Here is a 21,239-nt window from a genome sequence, read left to right on the forward strand (position 1 = left end):
GTTGGCGGTGCCAAAAGCGACGCGTTTTATCGGAGACCTCATGACCAAGCCTGCCAACAAGATGCCAAATTCCGCTTCTTCGACCAATGATCCCTTTCTGTGGCTGGAGGACAGGACAGCCGCGCAGTCGCTCGACTGGGTGCATCGCCAGAACGAGGTCACGGTTGGCGAACTGCAGGGTGATCCGTCCTATCAGGCGTCGTTCCAGACCGCGCTCGACCTGATGACGGCCGAGGACAACATCGCTGTCGGTGCCGCCATCGCTGGCTATGTCTACAATTTCTGGCAGGACAAGACCAATGTGCTCGGCCTCTGGCGCCGCACGACGGTTGCTTCGTACAAGACCGAGAAGCCCGACTGGGAAACGATCATCGACTTCGACCAGCTTGCGGCGAAGGAGGGGATCAAATGGGTTTTTGGCGGCGCCAGCCGACTCTATCCAGACTTCAACCGCTGCCTGGTGAGCATGTCGCCCGATGGCGGCGACGCCAGCGAGATGCGCGAATTCGACATCGCGACTAAATCCTTTGTCGAAGGCGGGTTTCGCGCACCCGCTTCCAAGTCCGGCTTCAGCTGGCTGGACAAGGACACCGTGATTGTTTCCGCCGCGTTCGAAGAGTCCGACAAGACCGACTCCGGTTATCCGCGCGTGATCAAGCTGTGGAAGCGCGGCACCAAGCTTGAAGACGCTACACCGATCTTCGAGGCGCAGAAAGAAGATCTCGCCGTTGGTGCCGCCCTGGAGTACGACGGTGACAGACGCTATCTGATCCTGGCCCGGACGCTGAATTTTTTCGCTTCGCACATCTTCCTGCGGCTGCCTTCCGGCGAAAACAAACAGCTGCCACTGCCGGACGACATGACCGACACGGCAATATTCAGGGATCAGCTCGTGTTCGGCGTGCGTAGTCCGTGGACGGCGCCCGACGGCACGGTTTGCAAGCCTGACGGCCTCTATTCGCTGGATCTGGCGCACTGGGTCGAGACCGGCGCGCTTGGCCCGGTGGAAACCTTGTTCGAGCCGGCATATCGCGTTTCCATCGCCGGCATTGCCCGTACGCAGGATCGGCTGTTCATCAACCTGATGGACAATGTGCGCGGCAAGGTCGTCGTCTGCGAGCGAAGGGATGGCAGCTGGTCGCTGAAACCGGTCGCGCTGCCCGAAAACGGCAATGTCGGCATCAGCCATGCCGAGCATTTCGGCTCGACCGTCTCCTTCTCCTTCACCGATTTCCTGACGCCGAGCTCGATCATCTGGTCCGATGACAATGGCGAGACGCTCGCCACCGTGAAATCGCAGCCGGCGCGTTTCGATGCCTCGCCGCTGATCTCGGAACAGTTCGAGGCGCGCTCGAAGGACGGCACGATGATCCCCTATTTCGTCGTCAGGCGGCGCGACCAGAAGGGTCCGGTGCCAACGCTGCTCTATGGCTATGGCGGCTTCGAAGTGCCGCTGCTGCCAGGCTATGCCGGCGTGCGCGGCAGGCTGTGGCTGGAAAAGGGCAATGCCTATGTGCAGGCCTGCATCCGCGGCGGCGGCGAGTTCGGCCCGGCCTGGCATCAGGCGGCGCTCAAGGGCAATCGCCAGAACGGCTTCGACGATTTCGCGGCAGTTGCGCAGGATGTCGTCAAGCGCGGCATCGCGACAGCAAGGTCGCTCGGCATCCAGGGCGGTTCGAATGGCGGCTTGCTGACCGGCGTTTCCCTGACGCAGCATCCCGAGCTGTTCGGCGCCGTCATCATCGAGGTGCCGCTGCTCGATATGCTGCGCTACACCGAATTGCCGCCCGGCGCCTCGTGGATGGCCGAATATGGCGATCCGTCAAAACCGGAAGACGCGAAATGGCTTTCAGCCTACTCGCCCTATCAGCATGTCGACGGCGCTGCCGCTTATCCGCCTGTGCTGCTGACCACCTCGACTGCTGACGATCGGGTCCATCCCGGCCATGCGCGCAAGATGGCCGCAAGCCTGCAGGAAGCCGGCCATGCCAAGACGCTGTTCTTCGAGGAGACAGAAGGCGGGCATGGCGGGCGTGGCGACCGCCGGCCGCAGGCGGCGCAGACGGCGATGAAATACGTCTTCCTGCAAAGGGCACTAAGCGGGGCGGCATAACCGGCAGACCAAGCGTTGCTGACGCAAAGGGTGGTTCACCTCGACCATCCTTTGCTCTAAGGTGCCGGCCATGGCTCTCGTCAGGATGTTGGTTGGCGCATTTGAGGCTCGTGCATTTCGGGTCGCGGTGACACCGTCATCGCGCACGCTGCGCGCCGAGCTTTTGCGGCTGTGCGCCCGCATCGGCTATTCGCCACCCGCTTGCCTCTGACGCATTCGCCCCGGCCTGGGCCGGATAGAATCCAGAGGAAAGATCACAATCATGACCTATCAGAATTATTCGCTGAAGCAGCTTCAGCAGATCGACGCCGCGCATCATCTCCACCCGTTCACCGACCACAAGGAATTGCGCGAGGCCGGCTCGCGCATCATCACCCACGCCAATGGGCCGTTCATCTACGATTCCGAGGGGGCTGAAATCCTCGACGGCATGGCCGGGCTGTGGTGTGTCAACATCGGCTATGGCCGTGATGAACTGGCTGAGGCTGCCTATGCGCAGATGAAGGAGCTGCCCTACTACAACTCCTTCTTCAAATGCTCGACGCCGACGCCGGTGCTGCTGTCCAAGAAACTGGCGGAGATCGCGCCGAAGCACGTCAACCAGGTGTTCTACGGTTCGTCCGGTTCGGAAGCCAACGACACGGCGCTGCGTCTTGTGCGCCACTACTGGGTGCTGGAGGGCAAGCCGGAGAAGAACCGCATCATCTCGCGCAAGATGGCCTATCACGGCTCGACCGTTGCCGGCACGTCACTCGGCGGCATGGACGGCATGCACAAGCAGCTCGGCGGCGCGGTGCCCAACATCGTCCATGTGATGATGCCCTATGCCTATGAACTGGCGCTGCCTGGCGAGAGCGATCATGATTTCGGCCTGCGCGCAGCCAAGGCCGTCGAGGATGCCATCCTCGAAGCCGGCGCCGACAAGGTTGCCGCCTTTATCGGCGAGCCGGTGATGGGGGCGGGCGGCGTGAAGATACCGCCGGCCAGCTACTGGCCGGAAGTGCAGCGCATCTGCCGCAAATACGATGTCCTGTTGATGCTGGATGAGGTCATCACCGGCTATGGCCGCACTGGCGAGTGGTTCGCCGCCCAGACGCTCGGCATCGAGCCCGACACGATCACCACGGCCAAGGCGCTGACATCGGGCTATCAGCCGCTGTCGGCATTGCTGGTCGGCGACCGCATCGCCTCGACGCTGGTCGAGAAGGGCGGCGAATTCAATCACGGCTACACCTATTCCGGGCATCCGGTGGCCTGCGCCGTGGCGCTGAAGAACCTCGAGATCATCGAGCGGGAAGGGCTGGTCGATCGCGTCCGGAACGATACCGGCCCTTACTTCGCCAAGGCGTTGCAGGAGCGGATTGCCGGGCATGATCTGGTCGGCGAGGTGCGCTCGATCGGCCTGATGGGCGCGATCGAGATCGTCAAGGACAAGGCGACCAAGGAGCGCTTCCTTCCGGCTGGAAGTGCGGCGGTGACCGTGCGTGACCACGCGATCGCGAACGGCATGATGCTGCGCGCCACCGGCGACACGATGATCCTGTCGCCGCCGCTGATCTGGACCCGTGATACGATCGACATGGCCTGCGAGCGCATTTTGAAGGCGCTGGATCTGGCGCACACGGATTTGCGCAAGCGGTAGGGCTCGACCCCGGACCGGGCGTTCCTCGGCAGGAGCGCCCGGCTGGAGAACATGCTGAAGCGACGAGGGAACGAATTCCATCCCCAGCGCGTAGTGTGTGGGGCAGCGGCTGATTCGGCCGCGACAAGGGGTTTGTTTGCATGAGAAAGACCGGCAAGAGCCGACGGACGCAAGAAGCGGCCAGCATCGGCGGCGACCTGATGCTGGCGCCGCTGGTGGCAATGATGCGGCTGCCGTTGATGGCCATGGATGGCGGGAGCAGCCAGCCATGGAGCACGGAGACGGCGCGTGCGGTGAACGAAAAGACCGCCGCCATGGCCGAAGGCGCGTTTGCGGCGCAAATGTCTTTCCTGCAGTCGGCATCGCGGTTCTGGCCGGAAGTCTTTTCCGGTCGCACGCCGTCGCTGTTCAACGGTGTCGCTGCGGAACGCTCGATCAGCGCCGCGCTGAAGCCGGCAAGCCGTGCCGTGAAAGCGAATTTTCGCCGGCTGTCCAACAAGACCTGACCGAGGTTGCAGAAACTTTGATTTTGCGCATCGAGGAGCGCATGCGCTAGAACCAGTCGGTGCAGTTACCGATGGGGGACACGATGGCCGGACAACCGCTCAACCAGCCGGCTGAAATTCCAGCCGAACTCGACCGCTGGAACTGGGGCGCCTTCTTCCTCAACTGGATCTGGGGCATCGGCAACAGCACCTTCATCGCGCTGCTGGCGCTGATTCCTGTCGTCAACATCATCATGATCATCGTGTTGGGCGCGCGCGGCAGCCGCTGGGCCTGGCAGAACCGCGCCTGGCGCGACGCCGAGCAGTTTCGCAAGACGCAACGCAATTGGGCAATCGCCGGCCTTGCCGTTTGGGTGGTCGGGATCGGCGGCTGCGCGACGATGGTCGGCAGCATCCCCTACGTGCTGAAAGGCAGCGATGCCTACCACATGACGATGGACAGGCTTCGCGCCGACGACCGCGTCAAGGCGGCGCTGGGTGATGATTTGGCCGACAGTTTCTGGGTCGGTGGCCATCTCAATGTCAATGCGAATGGGGCGGGCGACGCCCAGTTCGGCATTCCGGTCCACGGCGCCAAAGGCAAGGGCACCGCCTACTCAACCGCTGTCCGCACAGCCGGCACGTGGAGCCTGCGCCTGCTGGTCGTCAGGGTCGAGGGAGCCGACGCGCCGATCGTGCTGATCAACGAAGATCATGTCCCGATCCCGAATGCTGCAATCGGAATATAGCAGGGGCAAAACCACGGCCTACGCGTAGCGCGACAGCTAACAGTTCGGCTGGCTTTGTGGCCCAACAGGCGGGTGACCTCTGCTGCGTTCCAGACAAGGAAATGTGCTGAAAAACCATATGCTGTCTGACAGTATGCGCACACGTTCATGTGGACCGGTGACATCTCATACAAGGGCAAGCGCATATGGTGAGTTCCGTTCGTGCGGTCGTGATCGGTGGCGGCTGCGTGGGTGCCGGCATCCTCTACGGCCTTGCAAAGCGCGGCTGGACCGATGTGGCATTGCTGGAGCGAACACAGCTTACGGCTGGGTCGACATGGCATGCCGCGGGGCTCATCCCCTCTTACGCGCGCAGCCGCAATGTCGGCCGCATGATCGCCAGGTCGATTGAAATCTATGAGGGCCTGGAGGCCGAGACGGGCCAGAACGTCGGCTGGCATAAATGCGGCCAACTGCGCATTGCCAACACGCGCGACAGGCTGGACGAGTACAGAAGCTATATGGACGTCGCCGAGGTCCAGGGTGTGCGGGCCCGGATCGTATCGCCCGCGGAAGCGCGAGAGATCTGGCCGCTGCTCGACAACAACAGCATGCTGGGCGCCCTCTATCATCCCGATGACGGCCACATTGCACCGGCCGATGTCACCCAGGCCATGGCCAAGGGCGCACGCGACCTCGGCGCGAAGGTCCATCTTGATACCGAGGTTGTGGGCTTCGAACGCATGCCGAGCGGCGAGTGGAGGGTCAGGACCTCACGCGGTGACATCGTCTGCGAGCATGTCATCCTTGCGACCGGCAATTACGCACGCCAGACAGGCGCCATGCTGGGCCTGGACATTCCCGCGATCCCGATCCTGCATCAGTACTGGATCACCGAGGCGGTTCCCGAAATTGTGGAACGCAAACGGCTTGGTCTTCCGGAGATGCCGATCCTCAGGGACGAGGGTTACGAGGGCTATCTGCGCGAAGAAGGCGACGGGCTGATGTTCGGCCCCTATGAGCGTACCGAGCAGCTCAAGCTGTTCGCCGAAAACGGCGTCCCGGAATGGTTCGGCGCCGATCTGCTCGATGAGGATTTCGACGCCGTTTCCTGGAATTGGGAGCGCGCGACCGAGTTGGTCCCCGCGCTCGGACGCGCCGGCATCAAGCGGAATGTGCGAGGACCTTTCCAGATGACAGCCGATGAACTGCCGCTGATGGGGCAGGCGTGGGGCCTGGAGAATGTCTGGCTCGCCGAAGGGGTGCCGGGAGGCATCCTTTGGGGCGGTGCGATTGGCTATTACCTCTCCGAACGGATCGTGGAGGGTGGCAACAGCATCGACACGGCGGAGCTGGATCCCCGCCGGTTCGGCCAATATGCCAACAAGAACTGGACCCGGGCAAAGGTCCGGGAGGCTTGGGGCACCCATGCCGCACAGCACTATCCGGGCCAGGACATGCCAGCGGCGCGACCGCAGAAAACGGCCCCGTCCTACGACCGTCTAAGCCAGCTCGGCGCGGTATGGGATGTGTTGAACGGCTGGGAGATGCCAAGCTGGTTCGCGCCAGCGGGTGTCGAAGCGCGCAACGTGTATAGCTGGCGCTGGACCCCCAAAGGGAACCACGTCGCCGCAGAGGTTCAGGCTGTCCGCCAGGCCGCTGGCCTGGTCGAGATGACACCCATGACCAAGTTCGAGGTCAGCGGGCCGGGCGCCAGGGACTGGCTCGACGGAATCCTGGCCAACAGACTGCCTCGTCCCGGCCGTGTCGCTCTTGCCCATCACCTGATGCCGGCCGGCGGCGTGCAGGCCGAGTATGTGGTGGCACGGCTGCAGAGCGACTTGTTCTATCTCATATCGACGCCGCGCGCCGAGCGCTGGAACCTTGACGATCTCAGCCGGCTGCTGCCGAAGGACGGCAGCGTGCATCTGCGCAACGTCACGGAGGATCGCGGCAGCTTCACAGTGGTTGGACCGAAGGCGCGCGACATCTTGCAGCCGCTGACGGAGATGGACCTCTCCAACGAAGCCTTCCCATGGTTCAGCGTGCAATCCGGGACCGTCGGCATGGCCAGCGACGTACGCCTGCTGCGCGTCAACTATTCGGGCGAACTGGGATGGGAACTCTATCACCCACTCTGCTATCAGCGGCATTTGCTGGATGCACTCCTGGCATCGGGAGAGGCGCACGGGCTGAGGCTGGTCGGACTTCAAGCGCTGGAATCGCTCCGTCTCGATAAATCCTACCGCGCCATGTATCGCGATATGAATCTCGAATTGTCTGCCTGGGAAAGCGGTCTCGACCGCTTCGTCAGCCTCGACAAGGGGGACTTCATCGGCCGCGCCGCACTGGTCGCAAAACAGAAGCAGGGAACGGCACGCCGGATCGCCACACTGTCGATCGATACGGACGATGCGAGCGCGTTCGCCTTCGAGGGCGTCTACCGCAAAGGCGAATTCGTCGGCCATATCACTTCGGCAGGCTACTCCTATACTTTTGGTCACGACATCGCACTTGCGCTGCTGCCCCTGGAACTTGTGTCGCCCGGCACCGGGCTCGAGGTTTCGATCCTCGGCGAGCGCCGCGCGGCAAAGGTGATCGCCGACTCGCCCTATGATCCGGAAGGCGCGCGTGGGCGTATGTGAGGCATCCCGAAGCACAATCCGGGGTTGGTCGATGCCTCGAAACGCGCTGCAGGGCAAAACGCAAAAACCGCGCTCCATCGGGAACGCGGCTTTGCCAGATACGCATGGCGCTTCGCTACTCAGACACTTTGCGAAACTTACGGGCTCCGGTACGCGAGACCTGATCCGGAGCGCCGGGCGGATGCGATATGTCCGCCTCGCAATCCGTTTTATAGGGACATCGTTACCGCGGAGTTATCGAGAGCTTAAGCAAATCTAAATTTGCATTTCTTCTGTCGAAGAAAATCGAAAAAAGTCCACCAAATCCGTTGGTTACGCTGGGTTACCCCTGAGAAAATTAATTATGCCGGAGAAATCCGTGCCGCCATGTCCCTGGGCGTTGAACAAGGCATAGAGCTGGGCTGCTTCGGCACCAAGTGGCGTCACCGCGCCGGCACTTTGCGCGGCTTCCTGGGACAATCTCAGGTCTTTCAGCATCAGTGCCGCTGCAAATCCTGGGTTGTAGTCCCGGTTTGCGGGCGAAGTCGGCACCGGGCCAGGCACCGGGCAATAGGTGGTCAAGGACCAGCATTGCCCCGACGAGGTCGACGCGACGTCGAACAACGCCTGATGCGACAGGCCCAGTTTTTCGGCCAGAACAAAGGCTTCGGCGACGCCGATCATCGAGATCCCGAGGATCATGTTGTTGCAGATCTTTGCCGCCTGGCCGGCGCCGTCGCCGCCGCAATGGACGATGCGGCCGGCCATCGGCTTCAGGATCGGCTCGGCGGCAGCGAAGGCATCGCCGGAACCTCCGGCCATGAAGGTCAGCGTGCCGGCCGCGGCACCGCCGGTGCCGCCCGAGACCGGCGCATCGATGGACAGCAGGCTGTGTTTGGCGGCAATGGCGTGCGCCTTGCGCGCCGATTCGACGTCGATGGTCGAGGAATCGACGAACAACGCGCCTTTTTTCGCCTTGGGTGCGATGTCCTCATAGACCGACAGCACATGCTTGCCCGCAGGCAGCATGGTGATCACCACGTCGGCATCCTTCACCGCGGCCGGCCCGTTGGCCATGATGACGACGCCGTGTTCGCGCGCGACGGTGAGATTCTCCGGCATCAGGTCGAAGCCATGCACGGCATGCCCGGCTTTGACCAAGTTGGCCGCCATTGGATTGCCCATGTTGCCGAGGCCGATGAAGGCGATCGTCGTCATTGTCTCTCTCCCGGAGTTTGCTGGCTTCAGCGGCCGATCAGCGCTCGCGCGATGATGACGCGCATGATCTCGTTGGTGCCTTCGAGAATCTGGTGGACGCGCAGGTCCCGCACCAGCTTCTCGATGCCGTAGTCGTGCAGGTAGCCGTAGCCGCCGAGCAGTTGCAGCGCATCGTTGGCGACGTTGAAGCCGGTATCGGTGACGAAGCGCTTGGCCATCGCCGACCATTTGCCGGCATCCGGCGCCTTGCGGTCGAGTTTTGAGGCGGCGGCATAGAGGAAGATACGCGCCGCCTGCAGCTCGGTCTCCATGTCGGCCAGCCTGAACTGCAAAGCCTGGAACTGGTTGATCTTCGAGCCGAAGGCCTTGCGCTCGGCGGTGTAGGCGAGCGCCTTGTCTAGCGCCGACTGCGCGCCGCCCAGCGAACAGGCGGCGATGTTCAGCCGGCCGCCGTCGAGGCCGGCCATGGCAATGCCGAAGCCGGCGCCTTCGCCGGACAAAAGGTTCTCCGCCGGCACCTTGCAATCTTCGAAAATGACCTGGCGGGTCGACTGCATGTGCCAGCCCATCTTGTGCTCGTTGGCGCCGAAGGAGAGGCCGGGCGCATCTTTCGGCACGACGATGGTGGAAATGCCTTTCGGCCCGTCCGCGCCGGTGCGCACCATGACGGCATAGACATCGCTGTCGCCGGCGCCCGAGATGAACTGCTTGGTGCCGTTCAGCACATAGTCGCCGCCGCTCTTCACCGCGCGCGTCTTCAACGCGGCAGCGTCGGAGCCGGATCCCGGCTCGGTCAGGCAGTAGCTCGCCAGCCATTCCATCGAGGTCAGCTTTGGCAGGAAGCGCTGGCGCTGTTCGTCATTGCCGAAACGGTCGATCATCGAGGCCACCATGTTGTGGATCGAGATGAAGGACGAAAAGGCCGGATCGGCGTGCGACAGCGCCTCGAAGATCAGCACGGCGTCGAGCCGGCCAAGTGCCGAACCGCCGACATCATCCCTGATATAGATGCCGCCGAGCCCGAGCGGCCCGGTCTCGCGGATCACGTCGGCCGGGAAATGCCTGTTGCGGTCCCAGTCGAGTGCGTTCGGCGCGACGCGGTCGGCAGCGAAGGCCTGCGCCATCTCCTGGATGGCACGCTGCTCCTCGTTGAGTTCGAACTGGCTGGTGCTCGCATCGACCGCGGCGTCCATGGCGTGCTCCCTATGTGCTGGCCAGCTAGCTCGCTGGCCTGTCGTTTTTGGCTTTGCGCGCGCACCAATCTAGACCAATGATGCCGCCGCGCAACCCGACCCTTCGCGGAGCGGCTGTGCACCAATGCATGTCCGGAGCACGATGTGACGACAAAATTCGATGAACTGCTGGGACAGTTCCACGCATACCTTGCGTCCGTCGATCACGCCCTGGTGCGCGATGCCGTGGCGCGGATCGGCTGGGACATGCCGGCCCGCACGCTGGAGCCGCATCCGCTTGCCTGCCTGCGCCATCTCGATCGCGCCGCCGAACTGGCGCCGCCGGATGCCAAGCCGCTGGTGCAACTGCTTTCCGAGCGTCGGAATGATTTCCGCTGGGGGCAGACATATAGCGAGGCGGATTTCGGAAAGGAGTTCATCGACAATTACGGCTGGCTGGAAGTGTTCGGCACCCGAGGCCACTTCGCCAATGACGCGGTCGCCGCCGGCCTGCTGATCCTTGGACCCGATATCGTCTATCCCGACCACCATCACGTCGCCGAGGAAATCTACATTCCGCTGACCGGCGGCACCGAATGGCGCATGGGCGAGAGCGGCTTTTGCATGCGCACGGTCGGCGAGGTCGTCCACCACGCATCCAACGTCAATCACGCCATGCGCACAGGCAAAGACCCATTGCTGGCGCTCTACATTTGGCGTGGCGGGCCGCTGGCGGCAAAATCGAACATCACCGGAACCGTGGCGCAGGGCAGGGGCTGATGGCCAAAGCGATCATGCTGCAAGGCACGGGTTCCGATGTCGGCAAGACGGTGCTGGTTGCCGGCCTTTGCCGCGCGGCAAAAAAGCGTGGCCTGAAGGTGCGGCCCTTCAAGCCGCAAAACATGTCGAACAATGCCGCCGTCGCCGACATTCCGGGCGACAACAATGCCGGCGGCGGCGAGATCGGCCGCGCGCAATGGCTGCAGGCGATCGCTTGTGGCGTGGCGCCCTCGGTCCACATGAACCCGGTGCTGCTCAAGCCGCAGACCGATGTCGGCGCGCAGGTCATCGTGCAGGGCAAGGTGTTCGGTGAAGCGCGGGCGCGCGACTACCAGGCGATGAAGGGCCGGCTGATGGATGCCGTTCTGGACTCCTGGGGCAAGGTCGGCGAGGGCGCCGATCTCGTCATCGTCGAGGGCGCCGGCTCGCCGGCCGAGATCAACCTGCGCAGCCGCGATATCGCCAATATGGGCTTTGCCACGCGCGCCGATGTGCCTGTGGTGCTGGTCGGCGACATCGATCGCGGCGGCGTCATCGCCTCGGTTGCCGGCACGCATCTGATCCTGCCGGAGGAGGACCGGCGCATGATCGTCGGCTACCTCATCAACAAGTTTCGCGGCGACGTTTCGCTGTTCGACGACGGCTTGAAGTCGATCGAGGCATTCACGGGATGGCGCTGTTTCGGCGTCGTGCCATGGCTGAAGGCGGCGGCACGCCTGCCTTCGGAAGATTCGGTGGTGCTGGAACGGCTGGCGTCAGGTCAGACGCGCGCGCTGAAGGTGGCCGTGCCGGTGCTTGGCCGCATCGCCAATTTCGACGATCTCGACCCGCTCAAGGCCGAACCGCAGGTCGAGGTGGTGTTCGTGCCGCCGGGAAAGCCGCTGCCCGCCGATGCCGGGCTGGTGGTCATTCCAGGCTCGAAGTCGACGATCGGCGATCTGCTGAAGTTCCGAGAGAACGGCTGGGATCGCGACCTTCTTGCGCACGCCAAGCGCGGCGGCCATGTCGTCGGCATTTGCGGCGGCTTCCAGATGCTCGGCCGTATCGTGCGCGACCCCGACGGCATCGAAGGCAGCGTCACCGAAGCCGAAGGGCTCGGCCTGCTCGACATCGAAACGGTGATGGAGCCGGAAAAGACGGTGCGCAATGTCAGCGCCCGTTCGGTACAGTTCGACCTGCCGCTCGAAGGCTATGAAATCCATCTCGGCCGCACCACCGGACCGGATACGCTGCGGCCTTCCGCTGTCATAAATGGTGTCGATGACGGCGCAGTGTCGGCCGACGGCAAGGTGATCGGCACCTATATGCACGGTCTGTTTGGCGCCGACGGCTTTCGCGGAAAATTCCTCGAAAGCCTCGGCATCAAGGGCGGTGGCATCGACTACCGGGCCGAGGTCGAGCGGGCGCTGGACGAGGTCGCAGCCGAGCTGGAGACCCATCTCGACTGCGACGCGATCTTTGCGCTGGCTAGGTAGGGGCGCGCTGGCGAACAACCTTGGCAATTGGCGATAAACGCCCCCCGCGTCGTCATCCACGGGCGGAGCAAGGAGCGTAGCGACGCAGCGCAGACCCGAGGATCCATTCCGTGAGGTTAAGGCGTTGCAACGGTTCAGAATTCTGCTCCGCTGCGTCCTTCGATAAAGGTCACGGAATGGATCCTAGGGTCTTCGCGACGGAGCTTCGCTCCTGCTTCGCCCTAGGATGACGAAGGTGGGGGCGCTTCCGGCCAATCTCGAACTCGCAGCGCTACCGGTTCAGCCCTTCTCCCCAGCCTTCGGCCAATACGTCCCAAACGACCAGACATTGCCTTCCGGGTCGCGGCAGATGAATTCGCGGCTGCCATAGTCGCGGTTCGTCAATTCCTGGATGATCGTGGCGCCGGCCTTCCTGGCCTTGGCATAGGCGGCATCGGCATCATCGACGGCAATGTAGATCGACTTGCCGCCGCCTGTGCCGGGTTCGCCGACCATTTTGCCATAGTCGTCGTCGCGCACCGTGCCCAGCATGATCATCGAGGAACCGAAGACCAGCTCGGCATGGTGCACGACATCGCCTTCGCCATAGCGGGCACGGACGCTGAAGCCGAAAGCCTCGCCCAGCCAGTCGATCATTTTTGCCGCGTTCCTGTAGCGTAGGGCGGGGTACAGGCGGGGCGCTTCGGTGGTGGTGGTCATGTCGATCTCCTTCAGTGGGGTTGGTCGATGCCCCACTGTGGGGAAAGGCCGCTCCAGCGTCTTGAAGAAATGTTACCTGGCCGAGATTCCGGTCGGCGTCTCGCCGGCGAGATCGCGGAACTCGCGCACCAGATGCGCCTGGTCGGCATAGCCGCAATCGGCGGCTATATCCGCCCAGTCGGCCGCCGGCTGCCTCGCCAGGCCGAGCGCCCGGTTGAAGCGGACGATGCGCGACAGTGTCTTGGGGCCGATGCCGATGGCGTTGGAAAAACCGGCGGCGAGATGTTTGCGGCTCCAGCCCAGCCTTTCGGCGATCGATGCAATGCGGGTCCGGCCGCCGGATGTGATGATGCGGTCATAGGCCCAGGCGATTTCGAGCGGCGTTTCCGCGGCGTTCTCGAGACGGGCGGTGACGAAGGCTTCGGCCATGTCGAAACGCGTTGCCCAGTCCGGCACGTTGCCCAGCCGTTCACGCAGCGCCAAGCCTTGCGCGCCAAGCACGTCGTCGAGGACGACCATGCTGTCGGCCAGTTCGCTCATCGGCAGGCGGAAGAAACGGCGTGCGCCAAGCGGCGTGAAGTTGATCTGGACGCAGCAGGCGCCGCCGAAGGATTCGATCACCACCGGTCCGGCATAGAGGCCTGCGGCGAAACTGGCGAAGCGGTCATTATCGCCGGGCGCCTTGCCGAGGCCGATGGCGAAGGGTTCGGCGAAGCTGATGACCAGCGGTACGGTGAGCGACGCGTATTCGACGTTGCGCATATGGCCGGGCGTCATTTCGCGATAACCGCAAATGTCGGACACAATGCCCTGAAGTCGAGGATCGGGCAGGCGCCGGCGCATCTCAAACCGCCCGGCGACGGATTGGTCCTGCTCTTGCCGGGGTTGCATCTCGACTGGCATCGATCATCCTTGCGCCAAGTCAAATCTAGCAGACCCGGGGCCGGAATCAAAAGCGCCCGGCTTTTGGCCGGGCGCTCCTCGTCCCCACTTCAAGGGAAATGGTCAGGCGCCGCGCATCAAGCAGCCGCCGGCAAGCACGATGAAAGCAATAAGAACAATCCACACCGATGCGAGTGGAATGAACGCAAGAACGCCAAGCGCGGCGAGAACGCCGATGATGGCGATGACAACGGAGATGATAAAAACGATCTGGGTAGGTGCGCTAAGATTCATGTGTGGCTCCTCCAACATGATTCGAACAGCGGCATTCTATCAGGGCGCGGGATCACACACCAATCAAGGCCCGCAGCGGGTTCGCAGGGTCGGCCAGCAGCTTTACCGCAAGCGCCAGGCACACGATCACCAGCAGCGGCTTGATCAGTTTTGCGCCGATGCGCATGGCCAGGCTGGCGCCGACGCGGGCGCCGAGGAACTGGGCAACGCCCATGATCAGGCCGATCTTCCAGTAGACGACGCCGAAGGCCGCGAAGACGATGAAGCCGCCGATGTTGGAGGCGAAGTTGAGCAGCTTGGTGTGCGCGGTCGCCTTGAGCACGCCGTAGCCGGCAAGTGCCACGAAGGCCAGCATGTAGAAGGAGCCCGCACCTGGCCCGAACAGGCCATCGTAGAAGCCGATGGCGGGCACAAGGGTCAGCCCGAACAGGAACGGCGACAGGCGCTCGGCGCGATCGACATCGTTCATGTTGGGCTTGAACGCGAAATAGAGCGCGATGGCAATCAGCACCATGGGCAAGGCAGCCCGCAGAATGTCACCCGGCACGATCGTCGTCAGCAAGGCGCCGATGGCGCTTCCAACAAGGGCCAAAAGCGCCGACGGCAATTGCCGTCGCAGGTCGACATGACCCTTCGATGCGTAGTGGATGGTCGCCGAGCCCGAGCCGAACATGCCTTGCAATTTGTTGGTCGCGAGCGCTTGGACCGGCGTGAAGCCGGCGAGCAGCAGCGCCGGCACCGTGATCAGACCGCCGCCGCCGGCGATCGGATCGACAAAGCCCGCGGCAAAGGCGGCGAAAGCGAGCATGGCGACGGTCTGGATGCTAAGGTCGATCATCTGATGTATGGAGGAGGTCGGCCGGTTGAGATAGCGGGCGTTCGACCACGACCGCCCTGTTTGCGCAAGGTCGATTCCGCGCTACCTCTATCCAAGCGCATCGCGCTTGGATTTGTGTTTGTCTGTAGTTAACCCGAAAGAGGCTCCTGATGGCATTCGCATTGCTGGACCAGATACGTCAGATCTTCGACGGCGACCCGGGCGTGCGCAAGGTGGCGGACGATCCTGTCCTGTCGGCGGAACTGCTGATGCTGTTTCGCATGATCCTGGCCGACGGATCGGTCAGCGAGAGCGAAATGGTGGCCTTCCGGCGCATCTGCAAGGATGCATTCGGCATTGCGGAAAGCAGCATCGACAGCGTCATCGAATATCTCAACGAGTTCGGCTACGAGACCAATGGCTCGCAGGCCATCGCGCTGTTTCGCGATCTCGACGTCGAACGGCGCAAGCAATTGGCCCAACATATGGCGGAGATCGCCAAGGCGGATCTGCAATTGGCCGAGAGCGAAGTGCGCCTGCTGCGCCGCACACTCGACCTGCTCGACATCAGCCCGGTCGATGTGGTGAAGCCGGAAGGCTGACGTATGCTTTTGCAACGGTTCGCTTGCGCCGAGGGGGCGTCTAAATGACCTTTGCCGACAGCTATCTGGGACAATTGCGGGCGTTGATCGGGAGTCGCCTGGTGCTGATGCCGGGCGCGCGCATTGTTGTCGAGCGCGCCGACGGCCGCATCCTGTTGCAGAAACGGACCGATTTTGGCCTGTGGGGCCTGCCTGGCGGCAATGCCGAGGAAGGCGAGGGCCTGGAAGCGGTGGTGATCCGGGAGGTACTTGAGGAAACCGGGTTGATCGTCAGCAACGTCGAACCATTCGGGTTCGGCTGCGACCCGCGCTATGAAACCTTCCAGTTTCCGAATGGCGACCGCGCCCAGTTCTTCGCGTTGATGTTCTACACACGCTCCTTTGAAGGCGAGCCGGCCGTCACCGATGACGAGAGCAGTGCTGTCGGCTGGTTCGCGCCGGGCTGCTTGCCCGAAATGCTGCCCAACATGGCGCGCAGCGTCGAGGCCTATCTCCGGTTCAAGGCCACCGGAAAATTCCAGATGACCTGAGAGGTTAACCTTGCTCCTGCATCCGCCGAGCGATCGCCCGGTGTAGATCAGGGGCTGCGGTGACAAGCGCCTTGGCCGCCTCGGACTGCGGGTGATCGAGCACCTCGTTTGTCTTGCCGCGCTCGACGATCTTGCCGTCATGCATGACCAGCACCTCGTCCGTGATGGCGCGGGCGACGGTCAGGTCGTGGGTGATGAAGAGATAGGCGATGCCGAGCTTCTGGTTGAGTTCCGCGAACAAATCGAGGATCTGGGCACGGATCGAGACGTCGAGCGCCGAGACCGCCTCGTCGGCGACGACCAGCTTGGGGCGGGTGATGATGGCGCGGGCGATCGACAGGCGCTGGCGCTGGCCGCCGGAAAATTCGTGCGGGTACTTGTCCATGTCGCTGATGCCGAGGCCGACTTCGTGCAGCGCATGCGCCACCATCTCGCGGCGTTCGGCGCGCGTCGGCTTTTTCTCCAGCACATGCAGGGGTTCAGCGACCAGTTTTTCGACCTTCTGGCGCGGGTCGAAGGATCCGTAGGGATCTTGAAAAACGACCTGCATGTCGCGTCGCGCCGGCTTTAGCTCGGCTTCGCTCTTACCGGTTATGGTCCCGCCGCGAAACGAGATCGTGCCCGAGCTTGGCCGGTCCAGCGCCAGGATCATGCGGGCGAGCGTCGACTTGCCGCAACCGGAGCGGCCGACCAGCGCCACCGACTGACCCGGCGCCATCGACAGCGAGACATCGTCGACGGCGCGGATACCAGGAGCGCGCTTGAACAGCGAGGTGCGCCGGCCGGGATAGTCGCGGGTCACGCCCTCGACCTGAAGCAAAGGTCGGGCCATCTCGATGCCATGCGGCCTGGCGCGCGCCGGCACATGCATCGAGGCCTGCGCCAGCTGGCGCGTGTAGGGGTGGAGCTGTTGGGACAGCGTGCGTGCCGTGTCACCGGCTTCCATCACCTCGCCGTGGCGCAGGATGGTGATGCGGTCGGCCATCTCGGTCACCACGGCGAGGTCGTGCGAGATCAGGAGCAGGCCCATGCGGCTTTCGGCGACGAGGTCGCGCAACAGGTCGAGGATCTGTGCCTGCAGCACCACATCGAGCGCCGTCGTCGGTTCGTCGGCGATCAGCAGCTTCGGCTTCAGCGCGCAAGCGATGGCGATGACGACGCGCTGGCGCTGGCCGCCGGACAGTTCGTGCGGATAGCGCGACATTGGGAATTTCGCTTCGGGCAAGCCGACACGGTCGAGCATTTTTCGCGCCCGGTCTTCGGCTTCGGCGCGGCTGGCCTTGGTGTGCCAGCGTATGCCTTCGGCAACTTGTTCGCCGATGGTCTTGACCGGATTGAGCGCTGTCATCGGCTCCTGGAACACCATGCCGATGTCGTCGCCGCGCAGCGCGCACATCTGGTCCTCGGTTGCTGCCAGGATGTCGATGCCGTCGAATGTGACGCGCCCGGTGGCACGCGCGGCATGGGGCAGCAGCTGCATCACCGTCAGCGCGGTCATCGACTTGCCCGAACCGGATTCGCCAACCAGGCCCATCACCTCACCGGGCGCGACGGAAAGCTCCATGCCCTTGAGGATCTGCGTGTCGCCGATGGTCAGCGACAGGTTCTCGATGTCGAGCAGGCTCATCGCTGCCGCCGCGATTTCGGATCGAGGATGTCGGCGATGCCGTCGCCCAGGAGGTTCAGCCCCAGCACGGCGACAACGATCGCCATGCCTGGAAAGATCGCCATCCATGGCGCCACCACCATCCGGGTCTGCGCGTCGAACAGCATGCGGCCCCAGCTCGGCATCGGCGGCTGCGCACCCAGGCCCAGATAGGAAAGCCCGGCCTCGGCCAGGATGCCCAGCGCGAACTGGATGGTGCCTTGCACCAGAAGCAGCGTGGCAATGTTGGGCAGCACATGCTCGATGGATATCTGGGTGCTGTTCTTGCCGGCGGCGCGCGCGGCAAGAATGAACTCGCGCGGCCAGATCGCCAGCGCGCCGGCCCGGGCGACACGCGCAAAGACCGGGATGTTGAAGATGCCGATGGCGATGATGGCGTTGACGGCGCCCGGCCCGAATATGGCGGTGATCATGATCGCCGACAGCAGTGCCGGGAAGGCGAAGACGAGGTCGTTCAGCCGCATCAGCGCCTCGTCGACGAGGCCACCGCGTGCCGCGGCAAAGGCGCCGAGCGGCACGCCGACACCCATGCCGATGCCGACTGCGACCAGCGCCACGGCGATCGAATTGCGGGCGCCCACCATGACCATCGACAGGATGTCGCGGCCGAAATGATCGGTGCCGAACCAGTGCGCCAGCGAGGGACCTTGCGTCTTGTCCGATATCACCAGCTTCGTGACGTCGTAGGGCGTCCAGGCATAGGAGACGATTGCCATTGCCAGGATCAGCAAGGTGATGACGAAACCGGTAACGAAGGCGGTGTTCCTGAAAGCCTTGGCCAGGATGCTGCCGAACGTCTCCTCAGGGATGTCGATGTGCAGCGTCATTGCCGGCTTCTCAGGCGCGGATCGACGACCGCATAGGAAAGGTCGACGAGGAGGTTGACGGCGATGACGGCGGCGACCAGCAGCATGACGACGCTTTCGACGACGATCAGGTCGCGCTGGGTTATCGCCTGGAACACCAGCCGGCCGAGGCCGGGGAGGTAAAAGACATTCTCGATGATGATGGTGCCGGCAAGCAGGAAGGCGAACTGCAGGCCGAGGATGGTCAGCACCGGGATCATGGCGTTGCGCAGTGCATGCCGCCACAAGACAGTGCGATAGGGCAGGCCTTTGGCGCGGGCGGTGCGGATATAGTCTTCGTTCAGCACCTCGATCAGCGCCGATCGGGTGACGCGCGCCAGGATCGCCGCTTGCGGCAAGGCAAGCGCCACCGCCGGCAGCAGCAGCGATTTCAAGGCTGGCCAGATACCGGCGTTCCAGCCGGGAAAGCCGCCGGCAGGGACCAGCCGCAGCCAGACGGCGAAGACATAGATCAGCATCAGCGCGAACCAGAAATTGGGCACGGCGACGCCGAGCTGTGCGGCGCCCATGGAAATCGTATCACCGGCCAGTCCACGCCGGCTGGCGGAAAACAGGCCGACGGGAATCGCGATGATGGTGGAGAGCGCAAGCGCAATCAGCGCCAGCGGCAGCGAGACGGCAAGCCGCTCGCGCACCAGATCGATGACCGGCACCGAATAGGTGTAGGAGCGGCCGAAATCGAGGCTGAGCAGGCCGCCGGCCCAGTGCAGATAGCGCCAAGCCAGCGGCGCGTTGAGGCCCATCTGGTTGCGCAGCAATTCGACCTGATCGGCACTGGCGTTCATGCCCAGCATCAGCCGCGCCGGATCGCCAGGCAGGATCTCCAGGACGGCGAACACGACCATGGAGGCCAGCACCAGCGTGGCGATGGCGATGGCGAGGCGTTTTAGGAGGTAGGCGGTCATGGAAGGTGAGGGACGGCTGCGTTGCCGGGGGCAGACAACAGGTGACGGTGTCGTTCTGTGGCGCCCCCCTCTGTCCTGCCGGACATCTCCCCCTCAAGGGGGAGATTGGCAATTTCAACGTTGGCGCCACAAATGCGTCGATGATGATTGGCGAAAGCTTTGATGAGAGCGCAATCTCCCCCCTGGAGGGGGAGATGCCCGGCAGGGCAGAGGGGGGCGCGAAGGAACGCAAGCGTCGCGTTTTGGCCAACGACCTCACTCGCTCCACTTCACCTTGGTCAGGTCGTTGGCCTGGATCGGAGCGTTTTCCCATAACCCTTGCAGTTTGGCATCCCAGACGCCGACCTTCGGCAATTCGTAGAGAAAGCCGACCACGGCATCGTCGGCCAGGATCTTCTGCGCCTGCCCCAGCAATTCCTTGCGCTTGGCTTCGTCGGAGGTGACACCGAGATCGGCAATCACCTTGTCGAAGGCCGGATTGTCGTAGTTGAAGTAATAATCCTTGCGCGAATAGATATCGATGTCGTTGGGTTCGGTGTGGGAGACGATGGTCAGGTCGTAATCCTTCTTGGTGAACACCTGATCCAGCCACTGTGCCCATTCGACCGGAATGATTTCCAGATCGATGCCGACGTCGCGAAGCTGCGAGGCGATGATCTCGCCGCCCAGCCTGGCATAGCCGGGCGGCGGCAGTTTCAGCGTCGCCTTGAAGCCGTTCTCGAGGCCTGCTTCCTTCAGCAATTCCTTGGCTTTGGCGACATCATGCGGATAGCGGCCGGTGAGGTCGACATAGTCCTTGTTGGCCGGCGACATATGCGAGCCGATCGGCAGGCCGAGGCCGGCCGAGGCGCCGTCGATGATCGCCTTGCGGTCGAGCGCGTAGGAAATCGCCTGCCTCACCTGCAGCTTGTCGAAAGGCGGCTTCTTGTTGTTGATCGACAGGATGGTCTCGCCCTCGGTCGAGCCGACCACCACCTTGAAACGCGGGTCGTCCTTCACCTGCGCGAGGCTGTCTGGATCGAAGAAAGGGAAGGCCTGGATGTCGCCGGAAAGCAGCGCCGGCACGTTGGCGGCGGCATCCGGCACGATGCGGAACTCGGCCTTGTCGAGGGACGCCGGCGTGCCCCAGTAAGTGTCCGATTTGACCAGGGTGATCGACGATCCCTTGGCCCAGCTCTGGAATTTGAACGGGCCGGTGCCGATCGGTTTCTCCTTGTTGGTCTCGGCTGTCTCAGGCGCGACGATCACCGCGTCGCCCCAGCCCATATTGTAAAGGAAGGAGCCTTGCGGGTTCTTCAGCGTCACCTTGACCGTTGCCGGATCGACGACATCGACTTTGTCTATGGCCGCGAACAGGCCCTTTTGCGCGTTGACTGAATTGTCGGCGCGGGCCCGGTCGAGCGAGAATTTCACGTCGCTGGCATCGAAGTCTGTGCCGTCGTGGAATTTGACGCCGGTGTGCAGCTTGAAGGTGTAGATTTTGCCGTCATCAGAAATGGTCCAGCTTTCGGCCAGATCCGGCAGCACTTCGCCATTCGGCCCGATGCGCGTCAGGCCTTCGAACACATTGGCGTAGAGAACCTCGTCGATTGCCGCGGCAGCACCTGCGGTCGGATCGAGATGGGGCGGTTCGAGGGGAATGCCGATGACCAGGTCGGTTCGCGCTGCAAACGCCTGACTGCCGGCGGCCAGTGACAGCACTGCGGCGGCCAGGATGGTTTTCCACAATTTCATCGTGCAA

At 63.2% G+C, this 21,239-nt stretch carries 19 protein-coding genes; 9 read left to right on the forward strand and 10 right to left on the reverse strand.

Annotation, left to right across the window (positions count from 1 at the left end; translation table 11 throughout):
- Window positions 1–40 precede the first annotated feature (40 nt).
- The 5 genes from HB777_09395 to HB777_09415 all read left to right on the forward strand — a co-directional run bounded on the left by HB777_09395 (window position 41) and on the right by HB777_09415 (window position 7,613).
- Window positions 41–2,113 carry a S9 family peptidase gene (locus HB777_09395; protein QND64103.1) on the forward strand — a complete coding sequence of 691 codons (2,073 nt, stop codon included), beginning with the start codon at window positions 41–43 and terminating at the stop codon, window positions 2,111–2,113.
- A 262-nt stretch (window positions 2,114–2,375) separates the two neighbouring features.
- Complete coding sequence (locus HB777_09400) at window positions 2,376–3,755, forward strand: aspartate aminotransferase family protein (GenBank protein ID QND64104.1); 1,380 nt, start codon at window positions 2,376–2,378, stop codon at window positions 3,753–3,755.
- A gap of 140 nt (window positions 3,756–3,895) precedes the next feature.
- Window positions 3,896–4,261 (forward strand): hypothetical protein, encoded by a 366-nt coding sequence (locus HB777_09405; GenBank protein ID QND64105.1) that lies wholly within the window; start codon window positions 3,896–3,898, stop codon window positions 4,259–4,261.
- Between the two features lie 83 nt (window positions 4,262–4,344).
- Window positions 4,345–4,989: a hypothetical protein gene (locus HB777_09410; protein QND64106.1), complete on the forward strand. Its 645-nt coding sequence runs from the start codon at window positions 4,345–4,347 to the stop codon at window positions 4,987–4,989.
- Between the two features lie 185 nt (window positions 4,990–5,174).
- Entirely contained in the window at window positions 5,175–7,613 is a 2,439-nt protein-coding gene (locus HB777_09415) for an FAD-dependent oxidoreductase (GenBank protein ID QND64107.1), read from the forward strand.
- A gap of 312 nt (window positions 7,614–7,925) precedes the next feature.
- Here HB777_09415 and mmsB read toward each other — a convergent pair whose 3' ends face one another.
- Together mmsB and HB777_09425 are read right to left on the reverse strand one after the other, a co-directional pair.
- The gene (gene mmsB / locus HB777_09420; GenBank protein QND64108.1) at window positions 7,926–8,810 is read right to left on the reverse strand and encodes a 3-hydroxyisobutyrate dehydrogenase; all 885 of its coding nucleotides are present in this window, start codon (window positions 8,808–8,810) and stop codon (window positions 7,926–7,928) included.
- 26 nt (window positions 8,811–8,836) lie between these two features.
- A complete protein-coding gene (locus HB777_09425) occupies window positions 8,837–10,003 on the reverse strand; it encodes an acyl-CoA dehydrogenase (GenBank protein ID QND64109.1) in 1,167 nt (388 codons plus the stop codon).
- A gap of 144 nt (window positions 10,004–10,147) precedes the next feature.
- Here HB777_09425 and HB777_09430 point away from each other — a divergent pair, with 144 nt between their 5' ends.
- A complete protein-coding gene (locus HB777_09430; protein ID QND64110.1) occupies window positions 10,148–10,762 on the forward strand; it encodes a transcriptional regulator in 615 nt (204 codons plus the stop codon).
- Window positions 10,762–12,237, forward strand: a complete 1,476-nt coding sequence (locus tag HB777_09435; GenBank protein QND64111.1) for a cobyric acid synthase — start codon at window positions 10,762–10,764, stop codon at window positions 12,235–12,237. Before HB777_09430 ends, HB777_09435 begins: the two co-directional genes overlap by 1 nt.
- A gap of 279 nt (window positions 12,238–12,516) precedes the next feature.
- Here the strand turns inward: HB777_09435 and HB777_09440 are convergent, their stop codons facing one another.
- The 4 genes from HB777_09440 to HB777_09455 all read right to left on the reverse strand — a co-directional run bounded on the left by HB777_09440 (window position 12,517) and on the right by HB777_09455 (window position 14,950).
- Window positions 12,517–12,936, reverse strand: a complete 420-nt coding sequence (locus HB777_09440; protein ID QND64112.1) for a glyoxalase — start codon at window positions 12,934–12,936, stop codon at window positions 12,517–12,519.
- A gap of 72 nt (window positions 12,937–13,008) precedes the next feature.
- A complete protein-coding gene (locus HB777_09445; GenBank protein QND64113.1) occupies window positions 13,009–13,839 on the reverse strand; it encodes a helix-turn-helix transcriptional regulator in 831 nt (276 codons plus the stop codon).
- 102 nt (window positions 13,840–13,941) lie between these two features.
- Complete coding sequence (locus tag HB777_09450; protein QND64114.1) at window positions 13,942–14,112, reverse strand: DUF2207 domain-containing protein; 171 nt, start codon at window positions 14,110–14,112, stop codon at window positions 13,942–13,944.
- A 52-nt stretch (window positions 14,113–14,164) separates the two neighbouring features.
- Window positions 14,165–14,950, reverse strand: a complete 786-nt coding sequence (locus HB777_09455; protein QND64115.1) for a TSUP family transporter — start codon at window positions 14,948–14,950, stop codon at window positions 14,165–14,167.
- A 149-nt stretch (window positions 14,951–15,099) separates the two neighbouring features.
- Between HB777_09455 and HB777_09460 the strand changes: the two genes are divergently transcribed.
- Together HB777_09460 and HB777_09465 are read left to right on the forward strand one after the other, a co-directional pair.
- Window positions 15,100–15,531: a hypothetical protein gene (locus tag HB777_09460; protein ID QND64116.1), complete on the forward strand. Its 432-nt coding sequence runs from the start codon at window positions 15,100–15,102 to the stop codon at window positions 15,529–15,531.
- Window positions 15,532–15,575: 44 nt separating this feature from the next.
- Complete coding sequence (locus HB777_09465) at window positions 15,576–16,061, forward strand: NUDIX domain-containing protein (GenBank protein ID QND64117.1); 486 nt, start codon at window positions 15,576–15,578, stop codon at window positions 16,059–16,061.
- Window positions 16,062–16,065: 4 nt separating this feature from the next.
- On the opposite strand, the gene HB777_09470 is transcribed toward HB777_09465, so the two are convergent.
- From HB777_09470 to HB777_09485, 4 genes are all read right to left on the reverse strand, one after another.
- A complete protein-coding gene (locus HB777_09470; GenBank protein ID QND64118.1) occupies window positions 16,066–17,688 on the reverse strand; it encodes an ABC transporter ATP-binding protein in 1,623 nt (540 codons plus the stop codon).
- A complete protein-coding gene (locus HB777_09475; GenBank protein ID QND64119.1) occupies window positions 17,685–18,554 on the reverse strand; it encodes an ABC transporter permease in 870 nt (289 codons plus the stop codon). Before HB777_09475 ends, HB777_09470 begins: the two co-directional genes overlap by 4 nt.
- Complete coding sequence (locus HB777_09480) at window positions 18,551–19,498, reverse strand: ABC transporter permease (GenBank protein QND64120.1); 948 nt, start codon at window positions 19,496–19,498, stop codon at window positions 18,551–18,553. Before HB777_09480 ends, HB777_09475 begins: the two co-directional genes overlap by 4 nt.
- Before the next feature lie 255 nt (window positions 19,499–19,753).
- Window positions 19,754–21,232 (reverse strand): ABC transporter substrate-binding protein, encoded by a 1,479-nt coding sequence (locus tag HB777_09485; protein ID QND64121.1) that lies wholly within the window; start codon window positions 21,230–21,232, stop codon window positions 19,754–19,756.
- Window positions 21,233–21,239 lie beyond the last annotated feature (7 nt).

It is taken from the genome of Mesorhizobium loti (assembly GCA_014189435.1).
GTDB lineage: Bacteria > Pseudomonadota > Alphaproteobacteria > Rhizobiales > Rhizobiaceae > Mesorhizobium > Mesorhizobium loti_G.

Excerpts from the sequence above, each read along its gene's own strand:
- mmsB (QND64108.1), bottom strand. The coding sequence starts at position 8,810 with ATGACGACGATCGCCTTCATCGGCCTCGGCAACATGGGCAATCCAATG.
- HB777_09465 (QND64117.1), top strand. The coding sequence starts at position 15,576 with ATGACCTTTGCCGACAGCTATCTGGGACAATTGCGGGCGTTGATCGGG.
- HB777_09450 (QND64114.1), bottom strand. The coding sequence starts at position 14,112 with ATGAATCTTAGCGCACCTACCCAGATCGTTTTTATCATCTCCGTTGTC.
- HB777_09405 (QND64105.1), top strand. The coding sequence starts at position 3,896 with ATGAGAAAGACCGGCAAGAGCCGACGGACGCAAGAAGCGGCCAGCATC.
- HB777_09415 (QND64107.1), top strand. The coding sequence starts at position 5,175 with ATGGTGAGTTCCGTTCGTGCGGTCGTGATCGGTGGCGGCTGCGTGGGT.
- HB777_09475 (QND64119.1), bottom strand. The coding sequence starts at position 18,554 with ATGACGCTGCACATCGACATCCCTGAGGAGACGTTCGGCAGCATCCTG.
- HB777_09425 (QND64109.1), bottom strand. The coding sequence starts at position 10,003 with ATGGACGCCGCGGTCGATGCGAGCACCAGCCAGTTCGAACTCAACGAG.
- HB777_09435 (QND64111.1), top strand. The coding sequence starts at position 10,762 with ATGGCCAAAGCGATCATGCTGCAAGGCACGGGTTCCGATGTCGGCAAG.
- HB777_09485 (QND64121.1), bottom strand. The coding sequence starts at position 21,232 with ATGAAATTGTGGAAAACCATCCTGGCCGCCGCAGTGCTGTCACTGGCC.
- HB777_09445 (QND64113.1), bottom strand. The coding sequence starts at position 13,839 with ATGCCAGTCGAGATGCAACCCCGGCAAGAGCAGGACCAATCCGTCGCC.
- HB777_09400 (QND64104.1), top strand. The coding sequence starts at position 2,376 with ATGACCTATCAGAATTATTCGCTGAAGCAGCTTCAGCAGATCGACGCC.
- HB777_09395 (QND64103.1), top strand. The coding sequence starts at position 41 with ATGACCAAGCCTGCCAACAAGATGCCAAATTCCGCTTCTTCGACCAAT.
- HB777_09470 (QND64118.1), bottom strand. The coding sequence starts at position 17,688 with ATGAGCCTGCTCGACATCGAGAACCTGTCGCTGACCATCGGCGACACG.
- HB777_09440 (QND64112.1), bottom strand. The coding sequence starts at position 12,936 with ATGACCACCACCACCGAAGCGCCCCGCCTGTACCCCGCCCTACGCTAC.
- HB777_09460 (QND64116.1), top strand. The coding sequence starts at position 15,100 with ATGGCATTCGCATTGCTGGACCAGATACGTCAGATCTTCGACGGCGAC.
- HB777_09455 (QND64115.1), bottom strand. The coding sequence starts at position 14,950 with ATGATCGACCTTAGCATCCAGACCGTCGCCATGCTCGCTTTCGCCGCC.
- HB777_09480 (QND64120.1), bottom strand. The coding sequence starts at position 19,498 with ATGACCGCCTACCTCCTAAAACGCCTCGCCATCGCCATCGCCACGCTG.
- HB777_09410 (QND64106.1), top strand. The coding sequence starts at position 4,345 with ATGGCCGGACAACCGCTCAACCAGCCGGCTGAAATTCCAGCCGAACTC.